Below are 17,392 nucleotides of genomic sequence, written 5' to 3'. Positions count from 1 at the left end.
TCAGCTCAGCAGTCCTGTCCTGGCCGGCCCGGCCGGCACGTGCGGGTGTACGTGGTCGTGGCCCGGCATGGGGGAGTGCCGGTCCAGGGCGTCGCCCATGGAGGGTGGGGGTCCGTCGTGCGTGACGCAGCCGTCGCGCAGGACGACGGCGCGGTCGATCAGCGGTTCCAGCGCCCCCAGCTCGTGCAGGACCAGCAGCACGGTCGTCCGGGCGGCCACCTGTTCGCGCAGCGTCGAGGCGAGGATCTCCTGGCTGGCCAGGTCGACCCCGGCCATCGGCTCGTCCATGATCAGCAGATCGGGCTCGGACGCCAGCGCCCGCGCGATCAGCACCCGCTGGTGCTGGCCGCCGGAGAGCGCGCCCACGGAGTCGCCCGCGCGGTCGCTGAGCCCCACCAGCTCGATAGCGCGTGAGACGGCCGCGCGGTCGGCCCTGGACGGCCACCGCAGCTTCGTACGGGCGAGCCGGCCGGACGAGACGATCTCGCGCACTGTCGCGGGCACCCCGCCGGCGGCGGTGGTGCGCTGCGGCACGTAACCGATGCGCGCCCACTGCCTGAACCGCCTCAGCGGGCTGCCGAAGAGTTCTATCGAGCCGCCGGTGAGCGGGACCTGGCCGATCACCGCGCGTACGGCGGTCGACTTGCCGGACCCGTTGGCGCCGAGCAGGGCGACGACCTCGCCGCGGTGCACGGTGAGATCGATACCGCGCAGCACCGGGCGCGAGCCGAGCGCGGCGGTGGCGCCGCGTACCGAGATGACGGGGTCGGAGATGACGGGTTCCTGTTCGGTGTCCATGGCGCGTGCCTCCGGTGCGGTCTCGGGTGCGGTGCTGGATGCGGTGCTGGGTGCGGTGTTGGGTGCTGGCGGACGGGCGTTCTGCGGGGTCACTCGGCGCCGAGCGCCTTCTGGAGCGCGACGAGGTTGGACTGCATGACCTGCAGGTAGTCGCGGCCCTTGGACTTGTCCGTGATCCCCTCCAGCGGGTCCAGCACGCCGGTCTTCACGCGCAGGTCGCCTGCGAGCGTCCTGGCGGTGTCGGGGTTCGCGATGGTCTCGAAGAAGACCGTGTTGACGTGGTGCTTCGCGGCGAGTGCGTGCAGGTCCTTCATGCGCGAGACGCTGGGCTCGCTCTCCGGGTCGATCCCGCTGATGGCCTCCTCGGTGAGGCCGTAGCGCTCGGCGAGGTAGCCGAAGGCGGCGTGCGTGGTGACGAAGGTGTCGGACGTGCGGTTCTTCAGCCCGTTCACGTACTGCTTGTTGAGGGCGTCGAGCTTCCTCACCAGCGCGTCGGTGTTCTTCCGGTAGTCGGCCTTGTGCTTCGGGTCCGCCGCGGCGAGTGTCTTGTCCACACCCTTGGCGACCTGGGCGAACCGCACCGGGTCGAGCCAGATGTGCGGGTCGAGCCCGGCTTCGCTCTCCGAGTGGGAGTCGTTGTCACCGGTCGTGTGGTGGTGGCCGTCGACCTCGGTGCCGTGCTTTTCGAGCGTGGTCATCGAGGCGGCGTCCGCGGTGTACTTCACACCGGACTGCTTGATCGCCTCGTCGACGGCGGGCTGGAGGCCCTTGAGATAGACGATCGCGTCCACGCTGGAGAGGGCGACGGTCTGCTTCGGGCTGAGTTCGAGGTCGTGCGGCTCGACGCCCGGCTTCGTCAGGTTGGTGACGGAGACATGATCGCCGCCTATCTCCTGCGTCAGGTACTGGAGCGGATAGAACGACGCCACGACGTGCAGCTTGCCGTCCTTGTGGTCCGCGGCGGCGGAGGAACCGGAGCAGGCCGAGAGGCCGACCAGTCCGGCGGCGACCGCCGCGGAGACGGCTGTGACGGGTACGAGGCGTCGTATGTTCATGACAGTCATTTTCAACAAAAGTGGAAACGATTGTCAACAAGGGGTTCGGGGCGGGCCGGCGCCCGACTGCTCCGCGGGCGATCGGCGACTGTCGCGGGGGCGATCGGCGATCGCTTCGGGGTGGATCTGCGGACGATCCCGGCAGGAACCGGGAACCGATTTGATCCGGGGGGTGCAGCCGCCGGTAACCTGAGGTATTCCGCTGTTCGCAATCGTCGTAATGAAGAGAGCACCGTGGCCGCCGACAAGATCGACACCATCGTCAGCCTGAGCAAGCGCCGTGGCTTCGTCTACCCCTCCAGTGAGATCTACGGTGGTCAGCGTGCCGCCTGGGACTACGGGCCGCTGGGTGTCGAGCTGAAGGAGAACCTCAAGCGCCAGTGGTGGCGTTACATGGTCACCGCGCGCGAGGACGTGGTCGGTCTCGACTCGTCGGTCATTCTGGCCTCCGAGACCTGGGAGGCGTCGGGCCACGTCGCGACCTTCTCCGACCCGCTGACCGAATGCACCTCCTGTCACAAGCGCTTCCGCGCCGACCACCTGGAGGAGGCGTACGAGGAGAAGCACGGCCACGCGCCCGCGAACGGCCTCGCCGACCTCAACTGCCCCAACTGCGGCAACAAGGGCACCTTCACCGAGCCCAAGAACTTCTCCGGTCTGCTCTCCACCCACCTCGGCCCGACCCAGGACAGCGGCTCCGTCGCCTACCTGCGCCCCGAGACGGCGCAGGGCATCTTCACCAACTTCGGCCAGGTGCAGCAGACTTCGCGCAAGAAGCCGCCGTTCGGCATCGCGCAGATGGGCAAGTCCTTCCGGAACGAGATCACTCCGGGCAACTTCATCTTCCGCACCCGCGAGTTCGAGCAGATGGAGATGGAGTTCTTCGTCAAGCCGGGCGAGGACGAGCAGTGGCAGGAATACTGGATGGAGCAGCGCTGGAACTGGTACCGCGACCTCGGTATGCGCGAGGAGAACATGCGGTGGTTCGAGCACCCGAAGGAGAAGCTCTCCCACTACTCGAAGCGCACCGCTGACATCGAGTACCGCTTCCGCTTCGGCGGCAGTGAGTGGGGCGAGCTGGAGGGCGTCGCCAACCGCACGGACTACGACCTCGGCGCGCACTCCAAGGCGTCGGGCACCGACCTCTCCTACTTCGACCAGGAGAAGGGCGAGCGCTGGACGCCGTACGTCATCGAGCCCGCGGCGGGCGTCGGCCGGGCGATGCTGGCCTTCATGCTCGACGCGTACATCGAGGACGAGGCGCCCAACGCCAAGGGCGTCATGGAGAAGCGCACCGTGATGCGCCTCGACCCGCGCCTGGCGCCGGTCAAGGTCGCGGTCCTGCCGCTCTCCCGCAACCCGCAGCTCTCGCCGAAGGCCAAGGGCCTGGCGACCGACCTGCGCCGCAACTGGAACATCGAGTTCGACGACGCGGGCGCCATCGGCCGCCGCTACCGTCGCCAGGACGAGATCGGTACGCCGTTCTGCGTCACGGTCGACTTCGACACGCTCGACGACAACGCGGTGACGGTGCGCGAGCGCGACACGATGAAGCAGGAGCGGGTGTCGCTGGACCAGATCCAGTCGTACCTCGGCGGCCGCCTGCTGGGCTGCTGACCAGGCGCGAGTCCTGTGTGACTCGCGCGTTGGCCCGTGTGTGACGTGCGCGCGGACCGTGCATGACTGAGGGCCCCGGTCCCGCTTCGGCGGGGGCGGGGCCCTCAGCTGTGGGGAGGCGGGGCGGACCGGGGCGGAAGGTCATGCCCCTGCCACCGATGAGTTCCGGCCGGTTCGCGAGTCTGCCCGGGTGAGCGTCCGGAGGGCGGTAGAACGTCGTACGACGCCGCCCCGGCACGAGACCACCACGGAGGACACCATGACGACCACGCCGAACGAACCGTCCGCCTCACTGCCCGGCCGCCCGCCCGTGGTCGGCCAGGCCGCCTGGCAGGCCGCCCGTGACGAGCTCCTGGTCCGCGAGAAGGCCCATACGCACGAGGGCGACGCCATCGCCGCGGCCCGCCGCCGGCTGCCGATGGTGGAGCTCGACGGGACGGCCGAGGTCGTCGGACCCGACGGCCCGGTCCCGTTCATCGACCTTTTCCAGGGTCGCGACGAGCTCGTGACCTACCAGCACATGTGGTACGACGGCACGCCGCACCAGGGGCAGTGCGAGGGCTGCACCATGATGGCCTGGCATCTGAAGGACGCCGTCTATCTCAACGCCCGCGGCGTCTCGTTCGCCATCCTGACCACCGGGTCGTGGGACGAGGTGGCGCCCTATATCGAGTTCATGGGGTACACCCAGCCCTGGTACTCGGTGCGGGACACGGCGGAGCCGATCGGCGGCGGAATGGGGCACACCTCCAGCTTCCTGCGCGACGGCGACCGCGTGTTCCTCACCTACTCCACGACGGGACGCGGCAACGAGCAGATCAACGGATCCTTCGGCCTGCTCGACATGACGCCCTACGGCCGCGGAGAGGCCTGGGAGGACGGTGCCGAGGGCCGGCCCGTGATCGGCGAGGTCCGTGAGGAGCGCCTGCCCGGGGGCAATCACCCCTGCTGGTACTGGCGCTCGGACGCCGACGGCGTCGCCACCTGGGGGGCGACCAGCCGCCCCGTGCCGCAGTGGACCCGCCCCGGAGCGCCCCCCGTGGAGACCCTCGGGCGGCACGGGGGCCCGCACTGACCTACAGAAACCGGCCTAAAATGGATGTGATGGCCCGGGGGACAGGTGCCGAAGAGGTACCGGAGACGAGGTATCCAACAGCCTGCCCAGGTGTGGGAGGTGGCTGTGGTGGACGGCCCACCGCTGTCGAAGGACGAACAGCAGACCCTCTCCGAAATCGAGGCAACACTGGCACAGGACCCGGAACTTGACCGTCGGCTGTCCGCCGCTGAGCTGCGACCGCTGGCCGGACGTCGAAAGCCGCGCCGGTCGGACATCTGGCTCATGGTCGTTCTGGGAGTGGCCTGGGTCTGTCTGCTGGCCGCATCGCTCCGTACCGGCTCACTGGCGGTCCTCGGCGCCTGCGCGTGCACGGGGACGGCCGCCGTGGCTGTGACGACCCACGTAGCCGCCAGGACGTGGCGCCGCCCTTCGGACCAGGACTGACACCGGGCGTGAGGCCAGGTGGCCCGAAGGGCGGCGGGATCAGCGGCCTGCTGGCCCCGCGGTCCCGGCCGCCCAGGCGATCTCGTAGTACTTCACCCGCTCGTCCTGCCCGACCAGCGTCATTCCCACAGCGGTCATGACGCGGTGGGACGCCGCGTTCTCGTGGTCGGCGTCGCCCTTCACCCGGGCGAAACCCCGTTCGCGTGCGGAGACGAGCAGGGCACGGACGGCCTCCGACGCGTACCCCTTGCCCTGCGAGGCCGGGACCAGCCCATAACCGATGGTGACGCTGCCCTGCTCGTCGGGCGGACCGTGGAAGTCCACGCCCCCGATCGCGTTGCCGTCCTCGCGCCGCCGGATCTCGTACGAGCCGGGGTGCGCGGCACCGCCTTCCGCGCAGGCCCTGAGGAGCCGCCGGGCTGCGGAAACGTCCCCCTCCATGGGGTAACCGGGCGCCCACCGGTCGCCCACGCCCGGCCGGCCCGCCACCAGCCGCTCGGATTCGTCGACGGTCAGCGGATGGAGTACGAGCCGCGCTGTCACAAGGTCACCCATGACATCGCTGAATATCACGCCGGCAGGCTGGAGGGCACCTGGGACGTCTTGTCCGCGGGCCGTGACCCGTGGATGTACTGGTCGGCCCAGGCGCTGATGATGTGGGCGGCACGCTGCGCCTGTCCCCGTGCGGTCAGGAGATGGTCCGCTCCTTCGAGCGAGACGAAGCTTCGCGGGTGTCGTGCCTCGCGGAAGATCTCCCCGGCGTTGTCGATGTCGACGGTGGAGTCGGTAGGCGAGTGCAGGACGACGAGTGGCAGGTTCAACTCGCCTATCCGGTCGCGCAGATGAGCATGGTGGACGTCTTCGACGAAGGCGCGCTTGAGGACCAGGGTCCTCCCGCCGACGAACCACTCGTGCGCCCCCTCGCTGAGGACGCGGTCCATGACCGCGTCGTACTGCCGCTCGACATGGCTGGGGTCGATGGGCGCGCCGATGGTGGCGATCGCGCGGACGCCGGTTATCTCGGCCGCTGCGGCCAGAACGGCGGCGCCTCCCCATGAGTGCCCCACCAGCAGGTCCACCGGAGTCCCTCGCTCCGCCATCAGGGCTGCCGCACGGACCGTGTCCTGGACCTTGATGGTGAAGGAACCGTCGCCCCAGTCGCCGTCGGAGTCCCCGATCCCGAGGTTGTCGTAGCGCAGCATTCCGATCCCTTCGCGTGCCAGCTGCTTGCTGACGCGCGAGGCGGCCGGTGAGTCCTTGCCGAGGGTGAATCCGTGTACGAAGAGTCCCCAGCCCCGGATCTCGCCCTCCGGCAGGTCGATCGATCCGGCCAGTTCGGGGCCGACGGTGCTCCGGAATCTCACTTTTTCGGGCATGTTGTGATCACCTAAGCGTGGACTGTTCGTGGACTGTTCGTGGGCATGCGCAGGGCAGAGGAGACGAGGGCGGTACCGGCCGGTGCCACGCGCGTGCTCCGGGCAGGGAGAGCGGCGAGCGCGGTGCTCGTCGCCCTCCTGAGTGTCAGACGCCCGGCTTCGGCTCGGGGGCCGAATCGGTGGCGACCAGCGCGGTGATCTCATTGACGAGGTGCGGGCCGAGCTCGCCCCAGCCGTCCTTGTAGCCGTAGACGCCGGCCAGGGTGCGGGCGTCGTAATCGCCGTTCATGATCTCGATATCGTTGGCTGTGATGAGCGCCGGGTGGGCGACGCCGACGGCCCCCGAGATCTTCATCAGCTCCCTGCGCAGGGTGCGCAGGTAGACGGCGGCCCGGGTGGACTTCGACGTCGGGTCGATGCCGCGGGCCAGCCGCGGGTTCTGGGTGGCGATACCGGTGGGGCACTTGTCGGTGTGGCACTTCTGCGACTGGATGCAGCCGATCGACAGCATCGCCTCACGCGCCACATTGATCATGTCGGCACCCAGAGCGAAGGCGACCGCGGCGTTCTCGGGCAGGCCGAGCTTGCCGGAGGCGATGAAGGTCAGGTCGTCGGTCAGCCCCAGCTCGGCGAAGGTGCCGTAGACCCGGGAGAAGCCCATCCTGAACGGCAGCGACACCGAGTCGCTGAAGGTCAGCGGCGCCGCCCCGGTGCCGCCCTCGCCGCCGTCGATGGTCACGAAGTCGACACCGCGGTCACCCCGCGCCATCAGCGTGGCCAGCTCCTGCCAGAAGTCCATCTCGCCGACCGCGCTCTTGACCCCGACCGGCAGGCCGGTCTCGGTGGCGAGCAGTTCGACGAAGTCGAGCATCGAGTCGACGTCGCTGAACGCGGTGTGCCGCGACGGGGACGCGCAGTCCTTGCCGAGCGGGATGCCGCGAATGTCGGCGATCTCCGGGGTCACCTTCGCGGCCGGCAGCATCCCGCCAAGACCGGGCTTGGCGCCCTGGGAGAGCTTGATCTCTATCGCCTTGACCGGGGCGCCGGCGACGACGTCCTTGAGCTTGTCGATGCTGAAGCTGCCGTCCTCGTTGCGGCAGCCGAAGTAAGCCGTACCGATCTGAAGGATGAGGTCGCCGCCATTGCGGTGGTACGGCGAGAGGCCGCCCTCGCCCGTGTTCTGCAGCGTGCCCGCCAGCGCCGCTCCCTTGTTGAGCGCCGTGATCGCCGCGCCGGAGAGCGATCCGAAGCTCATCGCCGAGATGTTCACCACGCTCGCCGGCCGGAACGCCTTGGCGCGCCCGCGCGGCCCGCCCAGCACCTTGGCCGAGGGCAGCGGGGCCTGCGGGTCGTGCGCGTCGGGCAGCGGGCCGGCGAACGTGCGCTGCTTCAGGTATGCGTGGCCCTGCATGTGCTCGACGTCATTGTCGGTTCCGAACCCGAAGTAGTTGTTCTCCTCCTTCGCCGACGCGTAGATCCAGGTGCGCTGATCACGGCTGAAGGGGCGCTCCTCGTCGTTGGAGGTCACGATGTACTGCCGCAGCTCCGGCCCGATCGTCTCCAGCAGGTAGCGGGCGTGCCCGATCACCGGGAAGTTCCGGAGCAATGCGTGCTTCTTCTGGACGAGGTCGCGGGCTGCCACCAGCGCCAGTGCTGTTGCGGTGGCCGTAGCGATACTCCGGGCGCGCATGAACGTTCCTCTCCTCGGTGCTCGACTCCATCGCCGTGCGATGGGGTCGTCGTGTCGGGCGTTGGGCGGCGGGCACGACCAAGCGGTGTCGGCGTCCGTCGGAGAACACGAGAGTAAATATTAGGAGTCCGCGAGGGCGGCCAGTGACCAGGGTCGTCGGGTGGGGCGGCAGCCCAGCGGTGGGCGGGCCGTGCCGACAGCACGGGCACAGAGCTACCTGGCGATCACGGGGCGTCGCAGCTCTGTGATCGTCGAGTGACCGTTCTCAAGAACGCCGCGCAGGGTGAGGCGAACGCCGCGCCATCTCCGTTGTCTGCCATGCGCCCGGGCGCATGCCTGTCGCCTTCTGGAAGAACACCGAGAAGTTGGAGGCGTCGGGGAAGCCGAGTGTGCCGGCGCAGTGGGCCGCCGTGAGGCGGTCGTGCGCGAGGAGCCGTCTGGCTTCCAGGGCGATCCGGTCGGTGAGGTATGCCTTCGCGGTGCGGCCGGTGACCTGCTGCACCGCTCTGGAGAGGGTGCGGGGCGCGTATCCCAGGGCCCGGGCGTAGTAGCCGGCGTCATGGTGTTCCCGGAAGTGTGCTTCGACGCTGGACCGGAACAGCCGGAACACCGGATTCGACGGCTGTACTTCGCCGTGCGGTGGCCGGAGCCGGGCGATGAGCGCGGAGAGCAGGATCTCGGGCAGCTCCGTCGGTGTGTCTCCGGGCGGGGCGGACGCTTCGAGGAGGAGATGGTTCCGTGCGGTGTCGACGAACGGCCAGTCGGCGTCGGGAATGCTCCACTGTGCGACCAGGTCCGGGGACGCGACGAGCTCCCGGGTGGCCAGGGTGACCGGTGCGGTCGGGACGAACAGTACGACGTGCCCTGCCACGCGGGCGATGTCGTCCCATCGGTGCACCGCGCCAGGAGTGACCCAGACCGCGGACCGCTCCCTGAGCGGGTGCCGGAGGAAGTCCACCGTGACGGACCCGTGTCCGGCGTCGACGACGGCGAGGACGTGGAAGTCGGCACGTTGCGTGCCGCCGTCGTTCAGCTCGCGAAGGCGGCCGAACGTCATCGTCTCGACAGCGGCGGCACCGTGCCCGACGGGCTGATAGGTCATCTGCCGGATCGCGGTCATGTGTCCAGTTTCCACCATCGGGCGACCAGTCGTGCCGATGCCCTCGAAGAGTCACGGGCCTTCAATGGGTACGCGGTAGTTCCGCCGCAGAACACTGATCGAGGGAATGGCGATGAACGCGACACAGCAGCCACAGCTGCCCGCTTACGACCACCGGCCGGGGACCGGACCGACCCTGGTGTTCCTGCACTACTGGGGTGGTTCCGCCCGCACCTGGGACCTGGTCGTCGACCGCCTCGCGGGTCGTGACGTACTGACTGCCGACTTCCGCGGGTGGAGCCGCTCAAGCAGCCTGCCCGGCCCCTGCACCCTCCGCCGGCTCGCGGACGACACGCTCGACGTGATCGCGGACGCCGGTGTCACCGACTATGTCCTCGTCGGACATTCCATGGGTGGCAAGGTCGCGCAGCTGATCGCGGCGACCCGGCCCACCGGCCTCCGCGGGATCATCCTCGTCGGCTCCGGTCCGGCGAAGCCCGCCGCGGAGATCACTCCCGACTACCGGGAGGGTCTGTCCCACGCCTACGATTCCGACGAGTCCGTCGCCGGTGCACGGGACACCGTTCTCACCGCGACCGAGCTGCCCGAATCGGTCAAGGCGCAGATTGCGGCCGATTCGCGTGCCGGCACCGATGCCGCCCGCATGGAGTGGCCGCTGCGCGGCATCGCGGAGGACATCACCGGGTATACCCGCATGATCAGCGTCCCCGCGCTCGTCGTCGCCGGAGAGAACGACCACGTCGAGCCCGTCGACGTGCTCCGTGACAACCTGGTGCCCTACCTCTCCGGAGCCGACTTCACGGTGATCCCGGACTCGGGTCACCTGATCCCGCTGGAAGCTCCGGCCGAGCTCGTCGAGGCCATCACCACCTTCGCACCGGTGGGAGGCGCGAGGCCAGTTCGGTGACCGGACAGGGCCTAGCTCTCCCGCGCCCAGGGCCGTAGCTTCTCCGGATTGCGGACCGCCCAGATCCGGGTGACCTGGCCGTCGGCGACATCGAACGAGGCCACGGTCAGGACGACGCCGGCACGCCGGGCCACCAGGCCCGGCGTGCCGTTGACCGACCGCTCCAGGAGTTCGAGCCCCGGAGCCCTGTCGGCGATGGCCACCATGTACTGGGCGATGCGCGCGCCGCCTTCGACCGGGCGCAGGGCCGCACCGGCCATGCCGCCGCCGTCGGCGGTCATCACGGCGGCCGGGTCGAGGAGGTCGACGAGGGCCGGGATGTTCTTCGTCTCCCAGGCCTCTTTGACGCGCCGCACCGCGTCGGCCTGTCCGGGCTCCGTCACCGGAGCGCGTGCGGTGCGCGTCCGCCGCCGGGCGGACGCCGCCAGCTGCTTGCAGGCCGCGGGGGTCCGGCCGAGGACGCCGGCGATCTCGGCGAACGGGTAACGGAAGACATCGTGCAGGACCAGCGCCACGCGCTCGGCGGGCGTCATCGACTCCAGTACGACGAGGAAGGCCATGGTCACCGATTCGTCCAGGACCATCAGGTCGGCGGGGTCGGCGGGGTCCGTGCCATGGCCCCGGTCCCACCCGGCGGGGTCGGGCAGTGGCTCGGGCAGCCACGCGCCGACGTAGCGTTCACGCCGGGCCCGCGCCGAGCCGAGCACGTCCAGGCAGATGCGGCCGGTCACCGTCGTCAGCCAGGCGCCGGGGGACACGATCTCCTCCCGCCCGCTCCGTGACAGCGCGTACCAGCGCGTGTAGGCCTCCTGCACGGCGTCCTCGGCCTCGGCCAGTGAGCCGAGCAACCGGTAGGCGACATTGATCAGTTGGCGCCGCTCACCAGCTGCCTCACCGGCTGCCTCACCAGCTGTCTCACCGGCGGTCCCCTCGGTGCTCGTCCCCGCCATCCCCACGCCCCCGGCCGGCTGCTCGCCTTACCTTTCGCAGGCCCGCGTCGTCGGGCTGGTGAGACCTTATCGATCCACCGCCCCCGGGCGGAACAGGAGGACCGTGACATGGCCACCCAGGCGACGGCACCGCGCAGCTTCTCGTTTCTGCAGATCGCGATCGCCCTGCAGACCCTCACCATCTTCCTTCAAGCGGTCACCGCCGGGCTGCTGTTGACCTCGTCCTATGGCGAGACGCTGCACAGTGTCGGAGCCCGGGTGATGTACGGGGCGTCGATGCTGTACGTCCTCGCGGCGGTGCTGGCGTGGAAGCCGGGCGGCGGCTCGCCCCGGCCCGTTCTGCACGCGACCGGCTTCCTTGTCCTCGCCTCGGTCCAGGTGGTGCTCGGCATCGCGCACATACCGTCGGTCCATCTGCCCCTGGGAGTCCTGATGTTCGGGCTGAGCGTGCTGGCGCTGGCCCGGCGCTGAAGACTCCAGCGCTGAACCCTCCAGCGCTGGAGTCTCCGGTGCGCAGGGCCCGCCGCCCGCTTCAGAGCGCGGGCTCCGCCTCCGGCCGGGGGGCCGGAGTGGTGGCCGGAGGCCCGGTCGGCAGATCGCGGGTGCGCCGGATCGGGGAGAACCAGAGGAGCGACGCGGCGACGGGCAGCCCGGCGATGGTGATCCACAGTGCGGTGCGGGTCCCCAGCGCCTCGCCGAGCGCGCCGCCGAGGACCGCTCCGAGCGGGATGGTGCCGTAGTTGAGGAACGCGGCCGAAGCAGAGATCCGGCCCAGCATGTCCTTGGGGCAGTACTGCTGACGGAAGGTCGAGGCGATGATGTTCGCCGCGATCACCCCGATGGACACCGAGGTGTAGCCGATCACGAAGAGCACCAGGCCGAACCCCGGCGTCGTCAGCGGGATGAGGAGCGCCAGCGAGGGCACGGCCAGTTGGAAGAAGATCAGGGCACGGGCGCTGCCGATCCGGGCGGCGACCCGGCGGGCGGCGAAGGCGCCGACGATGCCGCCGATGCCGCCTGCGGTCATCAGGGCGCCGATGGTCCCCGACGCGAGGTGGACCTCGCGGACCAGGAAGACCACCAGGATCGACTGGTACGCCATCAGCGCCAGGTTGGACGCACCGCCCGTTACGGCCATGGCGCGCAGATACGGGTCGCCGAAGGTCAGCCGCAGCCCGGTGCGGATCTCCCGGCCGAGCGCTCCCCGCGAACGCGTGACCTCCGGGCCGCGCGGCTCGCGGTGCTTGATGCGCAGGACGCAGAGGAAGGACACCGCGAACGTCGCCGCGTTCACGAACAGCCCGTTCGCCGCGCCGACCGCCTGGACCAGGAAGCCGCCCGAACCGAACCCGGCGAGCTGGGCCGCCGACTCGCTGCCGTGCAGCTTGGAGTTGCCCTCCGCCTGGTCCGCCGAGGCGACGAGATGGGGGAGCAGCGCGGTGTACGCGGTCTGGAAGAAGACGGTCGCCGTGCCGGCCAGTACCGCCGTGGCCAGCAGATAGCCGATCGAGAGCAGCCCCGTCCAGGCGGCGACGGGTATCCCGGCGAAGAGCAGTAGTGCGGCGGCGTCGGCGGTGAGCATGACCGGGCGGCGCGGCAGCCGGTCCACCCAGGCTCCGGCGGGCAGCCCGATGAGCAGCCAGGGCAGCCAGGTCGCGGCGGTGAGCAGGCCCACCTGGAGGGTGGAGGCGTGCAGCAGAGTGACCGCGACCAGGGGCAGGGCGACGGAAGTGACCGACGCGCCGTACTTCCCGGTGGTCGAGCCCGTCCAGAGGAGGCGGAAATCGCGGTTGCGCAGCAGGAGGCTGCGGGGGGTGGAGCGCGCTGGCGTACCCGAAGTCGGCATACGTATGAAGGTAGCTTGCAGAGGACTCTCTGCAAAGTGGTTTGCAGAGAGTCCTCTGCAATATTTTCCGGGGCGGGGGTCTCTCGGATCCGGTGTCTCGGATCCGGCTTCTGCTCTAGCTCCTGCCCTCATAGCGCGCGAACGACTGGAGCTGGATGCTGATCGGCAGCGATCCGGGTGCGGGTGCTTCGCCCGCCGCCGGGTAGTACTTGTCGACCACGGCCATCAGCTCGTCGTTCAGCTCCCGCAGCCGTGCCGGTGTCAGCCGCAGATCGTCCCAGTTGGCGATGGTGCCCGCGCTCTCCCACTCGGCCGGCCACTCCTGGGCGGCATACGCGGACGCCCGCTGGAAGTAGAGCTGGAGGAGCTCCTGGACATACGCGTCCACGGCGACACGCGCCGAAGGATCCTCCTTGCTCAACTCCCCTGTGTGCAGCACCTGTCGGTCCTCCACCGCCCGCCACCAGCGCTCCCGCCTGGTGCCGCGCTCCACGTCCTCCTCGATGAAGCGGTGCTCGGCGAGCTGCCGCAGATGCCAGCTCACCGTGCCGGTGCTCTCGCCGAACTCCTCGGCCAGCGTGGTGGACGTCGCCGGTCCGTCGCGGCGCAGCGACTCCATGATGCGTACCCGCAGCGGGTGCGCGAGGGCGCGCAGGCTGCGGGCGTCGATGGTACGTACGGGCTTCTGGCTGGCCATACCGGCAGCGTAACCGGGCCGGGGGAGCGGCCCGCCGTCACCTTCCTGGTCGCCCACGAGCTGCACCCGTCCTCCCGGTCACGGTCGAGCCGCTACCCGATCACGATCTCCCGCTTGAGGATCTTGCCGGTCGCGCCCTTGGGCAGGCTCTCCGCGAGCGTGACGATACGGGGGTATTTGTACGGGGCCACCCGCTCCCGCACATAGGCGCGCAGTTCCTCGGCCGTGGCGCGGACGCCCGGACGGAGCGTGACCGCCGCGGCCACCTCCTGTCCGTGCAGCTCGTGCGGTACGCCGACCACGGCGGCTTCGGCGACGGCCGGGTGCTCGTAGAGAACCTCCTCGATCTCGCGCGGGTAGACGTTGTAGCCGCCGCGGATGATGAGGTCCTTCTTCCGGTCGACGATGAAGTAGTAACCCTCCTCGTCGACCCGCGCCAGGTCTCCGCTCGCGAACCACCCGTCGCGGATGGCTTCCGCGGTCGCCTCGGGGCGGTTCCAGTAGCCCTTCATCACGTCGTCCCCGCGGATCGCGATCTCGCCGACCTCACCGGGGCCCGCGACGGTGCCGTCCCCGGTCACGAGCTTCATCTCGACCCCGCGGATCGGACGGCCGATCGACCCGGGCTTGCGCGGCCGGTCCACGGGGTTGAAGGAGACCACCGGCGAGGTCTCCGACAGCCCGTAACCCTCCAGTACGGGGACGTCGAACTCGCGCTCGAATCCGTGCAGCACCTCGACGGGCAGTGAGGCGCCGCCGGACACCGCCAGGCGCAGCGCGGGGAGCGCGGTGGCGGCCGGCGTCCCGGTGCGGAGCAGCGAGGTGTACATCGTGGGTACACCGAGGAAGACGGTGACGGCGTCCCGGCGCAGGATGTCCAGCGCTCGCTGCGGCTCGAAGCGCGGGAGCAGCGTCAGGGATGCTCCGGAGGCGACGGCGGTGTTGAGCGCACAGGTCTGCCCGAAGGCATGGAACAGCGGGAGGCCCCCGAACAGCACGTCGTCCGGGCCTAGTTGGAGTACGGTCTCGGTCGCCGTGGCCGCGTTGGTCATCAGGTTGCGGTGCGTCAGTTCCGCGCCCTTGGGGGTCCCGGTCGTGCCGGAGGTGTAGAGGATGACCGCGGTGTCGCTCTCCGACCGCTCGACGGTCTCCGGGCGGGGCTCGACGGCCCGCAACCGGGCGGCGCCCGCGTCCGAGTCCATGACCAGGCATTCGACCCCGGTCTGCGCCGCGGCCGCGGCGGCCTCTTCGGCTGCCTGCGAATGCGCCAGCACCATCGAAGCGCCCGAGTCGCGCAGGGCGAAGGCCGCTTCGCGCGCCTTCAGCAGGGGATTGAGCGGCACCACGACACCGCCGGCGCGCAGGACTCCGTAGTAGGCGACCGGGAAGTCGGGGGTGTTGGGCAGACAGAGCGCGACGCGGTCACCCGGTCCCACCCCGGCGGTGCGCAGCAGCGCGGCCACCCGGGCACAGGCCGCGTCGAGCTGCGCATAGCTGAGCACGGTGTCGTCCTGGCGCACGGCCGGGCGGTCGCCGTAGGTGTGGGCCGAGGCCGCCAGCAGGGTGGCGAGGTTGGTCATGCGGATATCCCTTTCGCTCTCGCGATCACGTCGCGGGGTGCGACCCCGCCACGGCCGCGACGGTCGCAGGCATCGTGCGGGTCGCCCCAGAAGTCCGCCGGCAGGTCGCGTTTCTGCCACGGGGTCAGCCAGAGCCGAAGCAGGTGGCGCTGCTCCTCGGGCACGTCGCCGTCCTCGAACTCGGTGCGGGCGTGCAGCGCCGCGTGGTTGTTGACCAGGAGCAGATCGCCGGCCCGGAGATCGAGGTCCAGCCGGAGGTCCTGGGCAGCTGTCAGCTCGTCCAGCAGGTCGAACAGCTCCCGGTCGGCCCGCGTCAGCCGCGGTACGTCGGGGAAGCGCTGCGCCGATTCGAGGTAGCAGCGGTGGTAACGCAGGCTGAGCCTGCCCTGGTGCCAGGACGCCAGCGGCGCCCGGTAGTAAGGGAGTTCACCGGCACTCTGCTCCTCCCGGCGGTCGAAGCAGTACCGGCGGTACAGGCGTTCGACCAGGTCGGGCCGCCGCGCCAGCACGCGATTGTGGACCGCTGCCGAGGAGACCAGGGACAGCTGGGCCCCGGAGCGGGCCGGGCGCAGGCACAGCAGTGCCAGCACATCGGCCGTGTCGGTGTGGAACGGCAGGCGCCCCCGGGTCTGATAGCCGCGCGTCGCGGGATCGGCCAGGGTGCGGCCGGTGTCGCGGACGTGGCCGAGCATCTGGCCTGCGGCGTTCTGCGAGACGGGGATGCCCAGATGCTGCCCGAGACCCCACAGGACAGTGCTCGCCGCCGCCTCGCCGTACTGTGCGACCGGCAGTCCGGAGATGAGCGCGAAACCTCGCCCGTGCTCCAGTACGTCGTTGATTGCGGCCAGTTCCCCCGCCAGGGACGGCAGGGGGAAGTCGGCGGCACGCAGTTTGAGGAGCGGGGTGCCTCGTGCGCGCGCGGCCCGCAGAGCCTCGTCGATCTCACGGAGCTGCGGCACCGAGAGACGCAGCCCCCACTGCGAGGTGTTGTGGAGATCCGGACCGTTCCATGCGGCCGGCCCGCTGAGGGGCCGGCGCAGCACACTGCTCACGCCGGTCATGACGGCCTCTCTGGCATCACGGTGGAGGGCTCCTCCACGGTCGAATCGGTGCCGCCACGCTAGGTCATGTTCTGCACAGAGTCTTGACCTGAAGTGACGATGGACTTATCACTTGGGGACATCGCTCAGAGGAGTGCACGAGGGAGTGCGTCTGTGAAGCCGCTGGTCCGCTACGCGTCATTGAGCAGCTACGCCGAGCTGTGCCGTTCGCTCAACATCGATCCACGGGCCCTGATGCGGAGCATGGGGCTGGACATCAGCGGCCTCGCGGTCCAGGACCGGTGGGCCCCGGGCGCTGCGGTGGTCCGGCTGCTCGAACTGTCGGCGGAGGCGTCCGGCCGGGAGGACTTCGGCCTGCGCCTGGCCGAGCGCCGCCGGTTCTCCAACCTCGGCCCGATCGGCCTGGTGGCCCGCGAGGAGCCGACTGCCCGGAGCGCGCTGGAGCTGCTCATCCGCTACGAGCGCATGTACAACGAAGCGCTGCACACCCGGCTGGCCGAGGCCGAGGGACTGGCCACGCTCAAGGTGGATCTGGACCTGGGAGAACCGCTGCCCTGCCGCCAGTCCACCGAGCTCGCCGTCGGCACGTACCACCATGTGCTCCGGCACTTCCTCGGCGACCGCTGGCAGCCGTTGGCGGTGTGCTTCACCCATCAGCCTCCCGCGGACCTCGCCGCGCACCGGCGCTTCTTCGGCCCCGCCGTCGAGTTCGACCGCGAGTTCAACGGAATCCTCTGCTACTCCGGAGACCTGGACACCGCCAATCCGGAGCCCGACCCGCAGTTGCGAAGCTACGCGCGGCAGTACTTCGACTCGGTCGCGGTCTCCCGGGACACCTCCGTGCAGGACCGGGTGGTGGGCGTGATCGAGGTGCTGCTGCCCACCGGCCGCTGTTCGATCGAGCAGGTGGCGCACAGCCTCAGCGTCGACCGCAGGACGGTGCACCGGCATCTGGCGGAATCCGGGGAATCGTTCTCCTCCCTGCTCAACGCGGTGCGCGCCCGCCTGGCGGAGCAGTTCGTGGCGAATCCGCGCCGCTCCTTCACGGAGATCTCCGATCTCCTGGGGTTCTCCGCGCCGAGCGCCTTCTCGCGCTGGTTCCGCGAGCGATTCGGATGCAGTCCCCGGGAGTGGCGGTCCAGGTCCCGAATGGGCAAGTGAATAGTCCCGCACGGTTAAGAATCGGGCGCTGCC

General features: G+C 70.0%; 17 protein-coding genes. 6 read left to right on the top strand and 11 right to left on the bottom strand.

Annotated features, from left to right (window positions below):
* On the bottom strand, nt 1-798 hold the full coding sequence (locus OHB13_RS10670) for a metal ABC transporter ATP-binding protein (RefSeq protein ID WP_328380263.1): 798 nt from the start codon (nt 796-798) through the stop codon (nt 1-3).
* An 89-nt stretch (nt 799-887) separates the two neighbouring features.
* Entirely contained in the window at nt 888-1,853 is a 966-nt protein-coding gene (locus OHB13_RS10665; protein WP_328376902.1) for a metal ABC transporter substrate-binding protein, read from the bottom strand.
* A gap of 234 nt (nt 1,854-2,087) precedes the next feature.
* Between OHB13_RS10665 and OHB13_RS10660 the strand changes: the two genes are divergently transcribed.
* The 3 genes from OHB13_RS10660 (at nt 2,088) to OHB13_RS10650 (ending at nt 4,971) form a co-directional block, all read left to right on the top strand.
* Nucleotides 2,088-3,470, top strand: coding sequence for a glycine--tRNA ligase (locus OHB13_RS10660; protein WP_266857194.1), 1,383 nt, complete (start codon nt 2,088-2,090; stop codon nt 3,468-3,470).
* 259 nt (nt 3,471-3,729) lie between these two features.
* Nucleotides 3,730-4,545, top strand: coding sequence for a DUF899 domain-containing protein (locus OHB13_RS10655; RefSeq protein ID WP_328376901.1), 816 nt, complete (start codon nt 3,730-3,732; stop codon nt 4,543-4,545).
* Between the two features lie 99 nt (nt 4,546-4,644).
* Nucleotides 4,645-4,971, top strand: a complete 327-nt coding sequence (locus OHB13_RS10650) for a DUF3040 domain-containing protein (RefSeq protein ID WP_328376900.1) — start codon at nt 4,645-4,647, stop codon at nt 4,969-4,971.
* A gap of 39 nt (nt 4,972-5,010) precedes the next feature.
* Here the strand turns inward: OHB13_RS10650 and OHB13_RS10645 are convergent, their stop codons facing one another.
* The 4 genes from OHB13_RS10645 to OHB13_RS10630 all read right to left on the bottom strand — a co-directional run bounded on the left by OHB13_RS10645 (nt 5,011) and on the right by OHB13_RS10630 (nt 9,157).
* Nucleotides 5,011-5,526 (bottom strand): GNAT family N-acetyltransferase, encoded by a 516-nt coding sequence (locus OHB13_RS10645; RefSeq protein ID WP_328376899.1) that lies wholly within the window; start codon nt 5,524-5,526, stop codon nt 5,011-5,013.
* A gap of 14 nt (nt 5,527-5,540) precedes the next feature.
* Nucleotides 5,541-6,347, bottom strand: coding sequence for an alpha/beta hydrolase family protein (locus OHB13_RS10640; RefSeq protein WP_328376898.1), 807 nt, complete (start codon nt 6,345-6,347; stop codon nt 5,541-5,543).
* Nucleotides 6,348-6,492: 145 nt separating this feature from the next.
* Nucleotides 6,493-8,037 carry an FMN-binding glutamate synthase family protein gene (locus OHB13_RS10635; protein ID WP_328376897.1) on the bottom strand — a complete coding sequence of 515 codons (1,545 nt, stop codon included), beginning with the start codon at nt 8,035-8,037 and terminating at the stop codon, nt 6,493-6,495.
* A 265-nt stretch (nt 8,038-8,302) separates the two neighbouring features.
* A complete protein-coding gene (locus tag OHB13_RS10630; RefSeq protein WP_328376896.1) occupies nt 8,303-9,157 on the bottom strand; it encodes an AraC family transcriptional regulator in 855 nt (284 codons plus the stop codon).
* A 112-nt stretch (nt 9,158-9,269) separates the two neighbouring features.
* On the opposite strand from OHB13_RS10630, the gene OHB13_RS10625 reads away from it, so the two are divergent.
* Nucleotides 9,270-10,064 carry an alpha/beta fold hydrolase gene (locus OHB13_RS10625; protein WP_328376895.1) on the top strand — a complete coding sequence of 265 codons (795 nt, stop codon included), beginning with the start codon at nt 9,270-9,272 and terminating at the stop codon, nt 10,062-10,064.
* Nucleotides 10,065-10,075: 11 nt separating this feature from the next.
* Here OHB13_RS10625 and sigJ read toward each other — a convergent pair whose 3' ends face one another.
* Complete coding sequence (gene sigJ, locus OHB13_RS10620) at nt 10,076-11,014, bottom strand: RNA polymerase sigma factor SigJ (RefSeq protein WP_328376894.1); 939 nt, start codon at nt 11,012-11,014, stop codon at nt 10,076-10,078.
* A 108-nt stretch (nt 11,015-11,122) separates the two neighbouring features.
* On the opposite strand from sigJ, the gene OHB13_RS10615 reads away from it, so the two are divergent.
* Nucleotides 11,123-11,485 carry a hypothetical protein gene (locus OHB13_RS10615; protein WP_266857207.1) on the top strand — a complete coding sequence of 121 codons (363 nt, stop codon included), beginning with the start codon at nt 11,123-11,125 and terminating at the stop codon, nt 11,483-11,485.
* Nucleotides 11,486-11,546: 61 nt separating this feature from the next.
* On the opposite strand, the gene OHB13_RS10610 is transcribed toward OHB13_RS10615, so the two are convergent.
* The 4 genes from OHB13_RS10610 to OHB13_RS10595 form a co-directional block, all read right to left on the bottom strand.
* Nucleotides 11,547-12,860, bottom strand: a complete 1,314-nt coding sequence (locus tag OHB13_RS10610; protein ID WP_266857209.1) for an MFS transporter — start codon at nt 12,858-12,860, stop codon at nt 11,547-11,549.
* A 115-nt stretch (nt 12,861-12,975) separates the two neighbouring features.
* Nucleotides 12,976-13,557 carry an ArsR/SmtB family transcription factor gene (locus OHB13_RS10605; protein ID WP_266857211.1) on the bottom strand — a complete coding sequence of 194 codons (582 nt, stop codon included), beginning with the start codon at nt 13,555-13,557 and terminating at the stop codon, nt 12,976-12,978.
* 92 nt (nt 13,558-13,649) lie between these two features.
* Nucleotides 13,650-15,137 carry a long-chain-fatty-acid--CoA ligase gene (locus OHB13_RS10600; protein WP_328376893.1) on the bottom strand — a complete coding sequence of 496 codons (1,488 nt, stop codon included), beginning with the start codon at nt 15,135-15,137 and terminating at the stop codon, nt 13,650-13,652.
* Complete coding sequence (locus OHB13_RS10595; protein WP_328376892.1) at nt 15,134-16,198, bottom strand: TauD/TfdA family dioxygenase; 1,065 nt, start codon at nt 16,196-16,198, stop codon at nt 15,134-15,136. The genes OHB13_RS10600 and OHB13_RS10595 overlap by 4 nt, the downstream gene beginning before the upstream one ends.
* 153 nt (nt 16,199-16,351) lie before the next feature.
* Here OHB13_RS10595 and OHB13_RS10590 point away from each other — a divergent pair, with 153 nt between their 5' ends.
* A complete protein-coding gene (locus tag OHB13_RS10590) occupies nt 16,352-17,359 on the top strand; it encodes an AraC family transcriptional regulator ligand-binding domain-containing protein (RefSeq protein WP_328376891.1) in 1,008 nt (335 codons plus the stop codon).
* The last annotated feature ends 33 nt before the right edge of the window (nt 17,360-17,392 follow it).

Origin of the sequence: Streptomyces sp. NBC_00440 (genome assembly GCF_036014215.1) — a bacterium.
In the GTDB taxonomy this organism is placed as follows: Bacteria; Actinomycetota; Actinomycetes; order Streptomycetales; family Streptomycetaceae; genus Streptomyces.
This window is presented reverse-complemented; position numbering and strand designations above follow the sequence as displayed.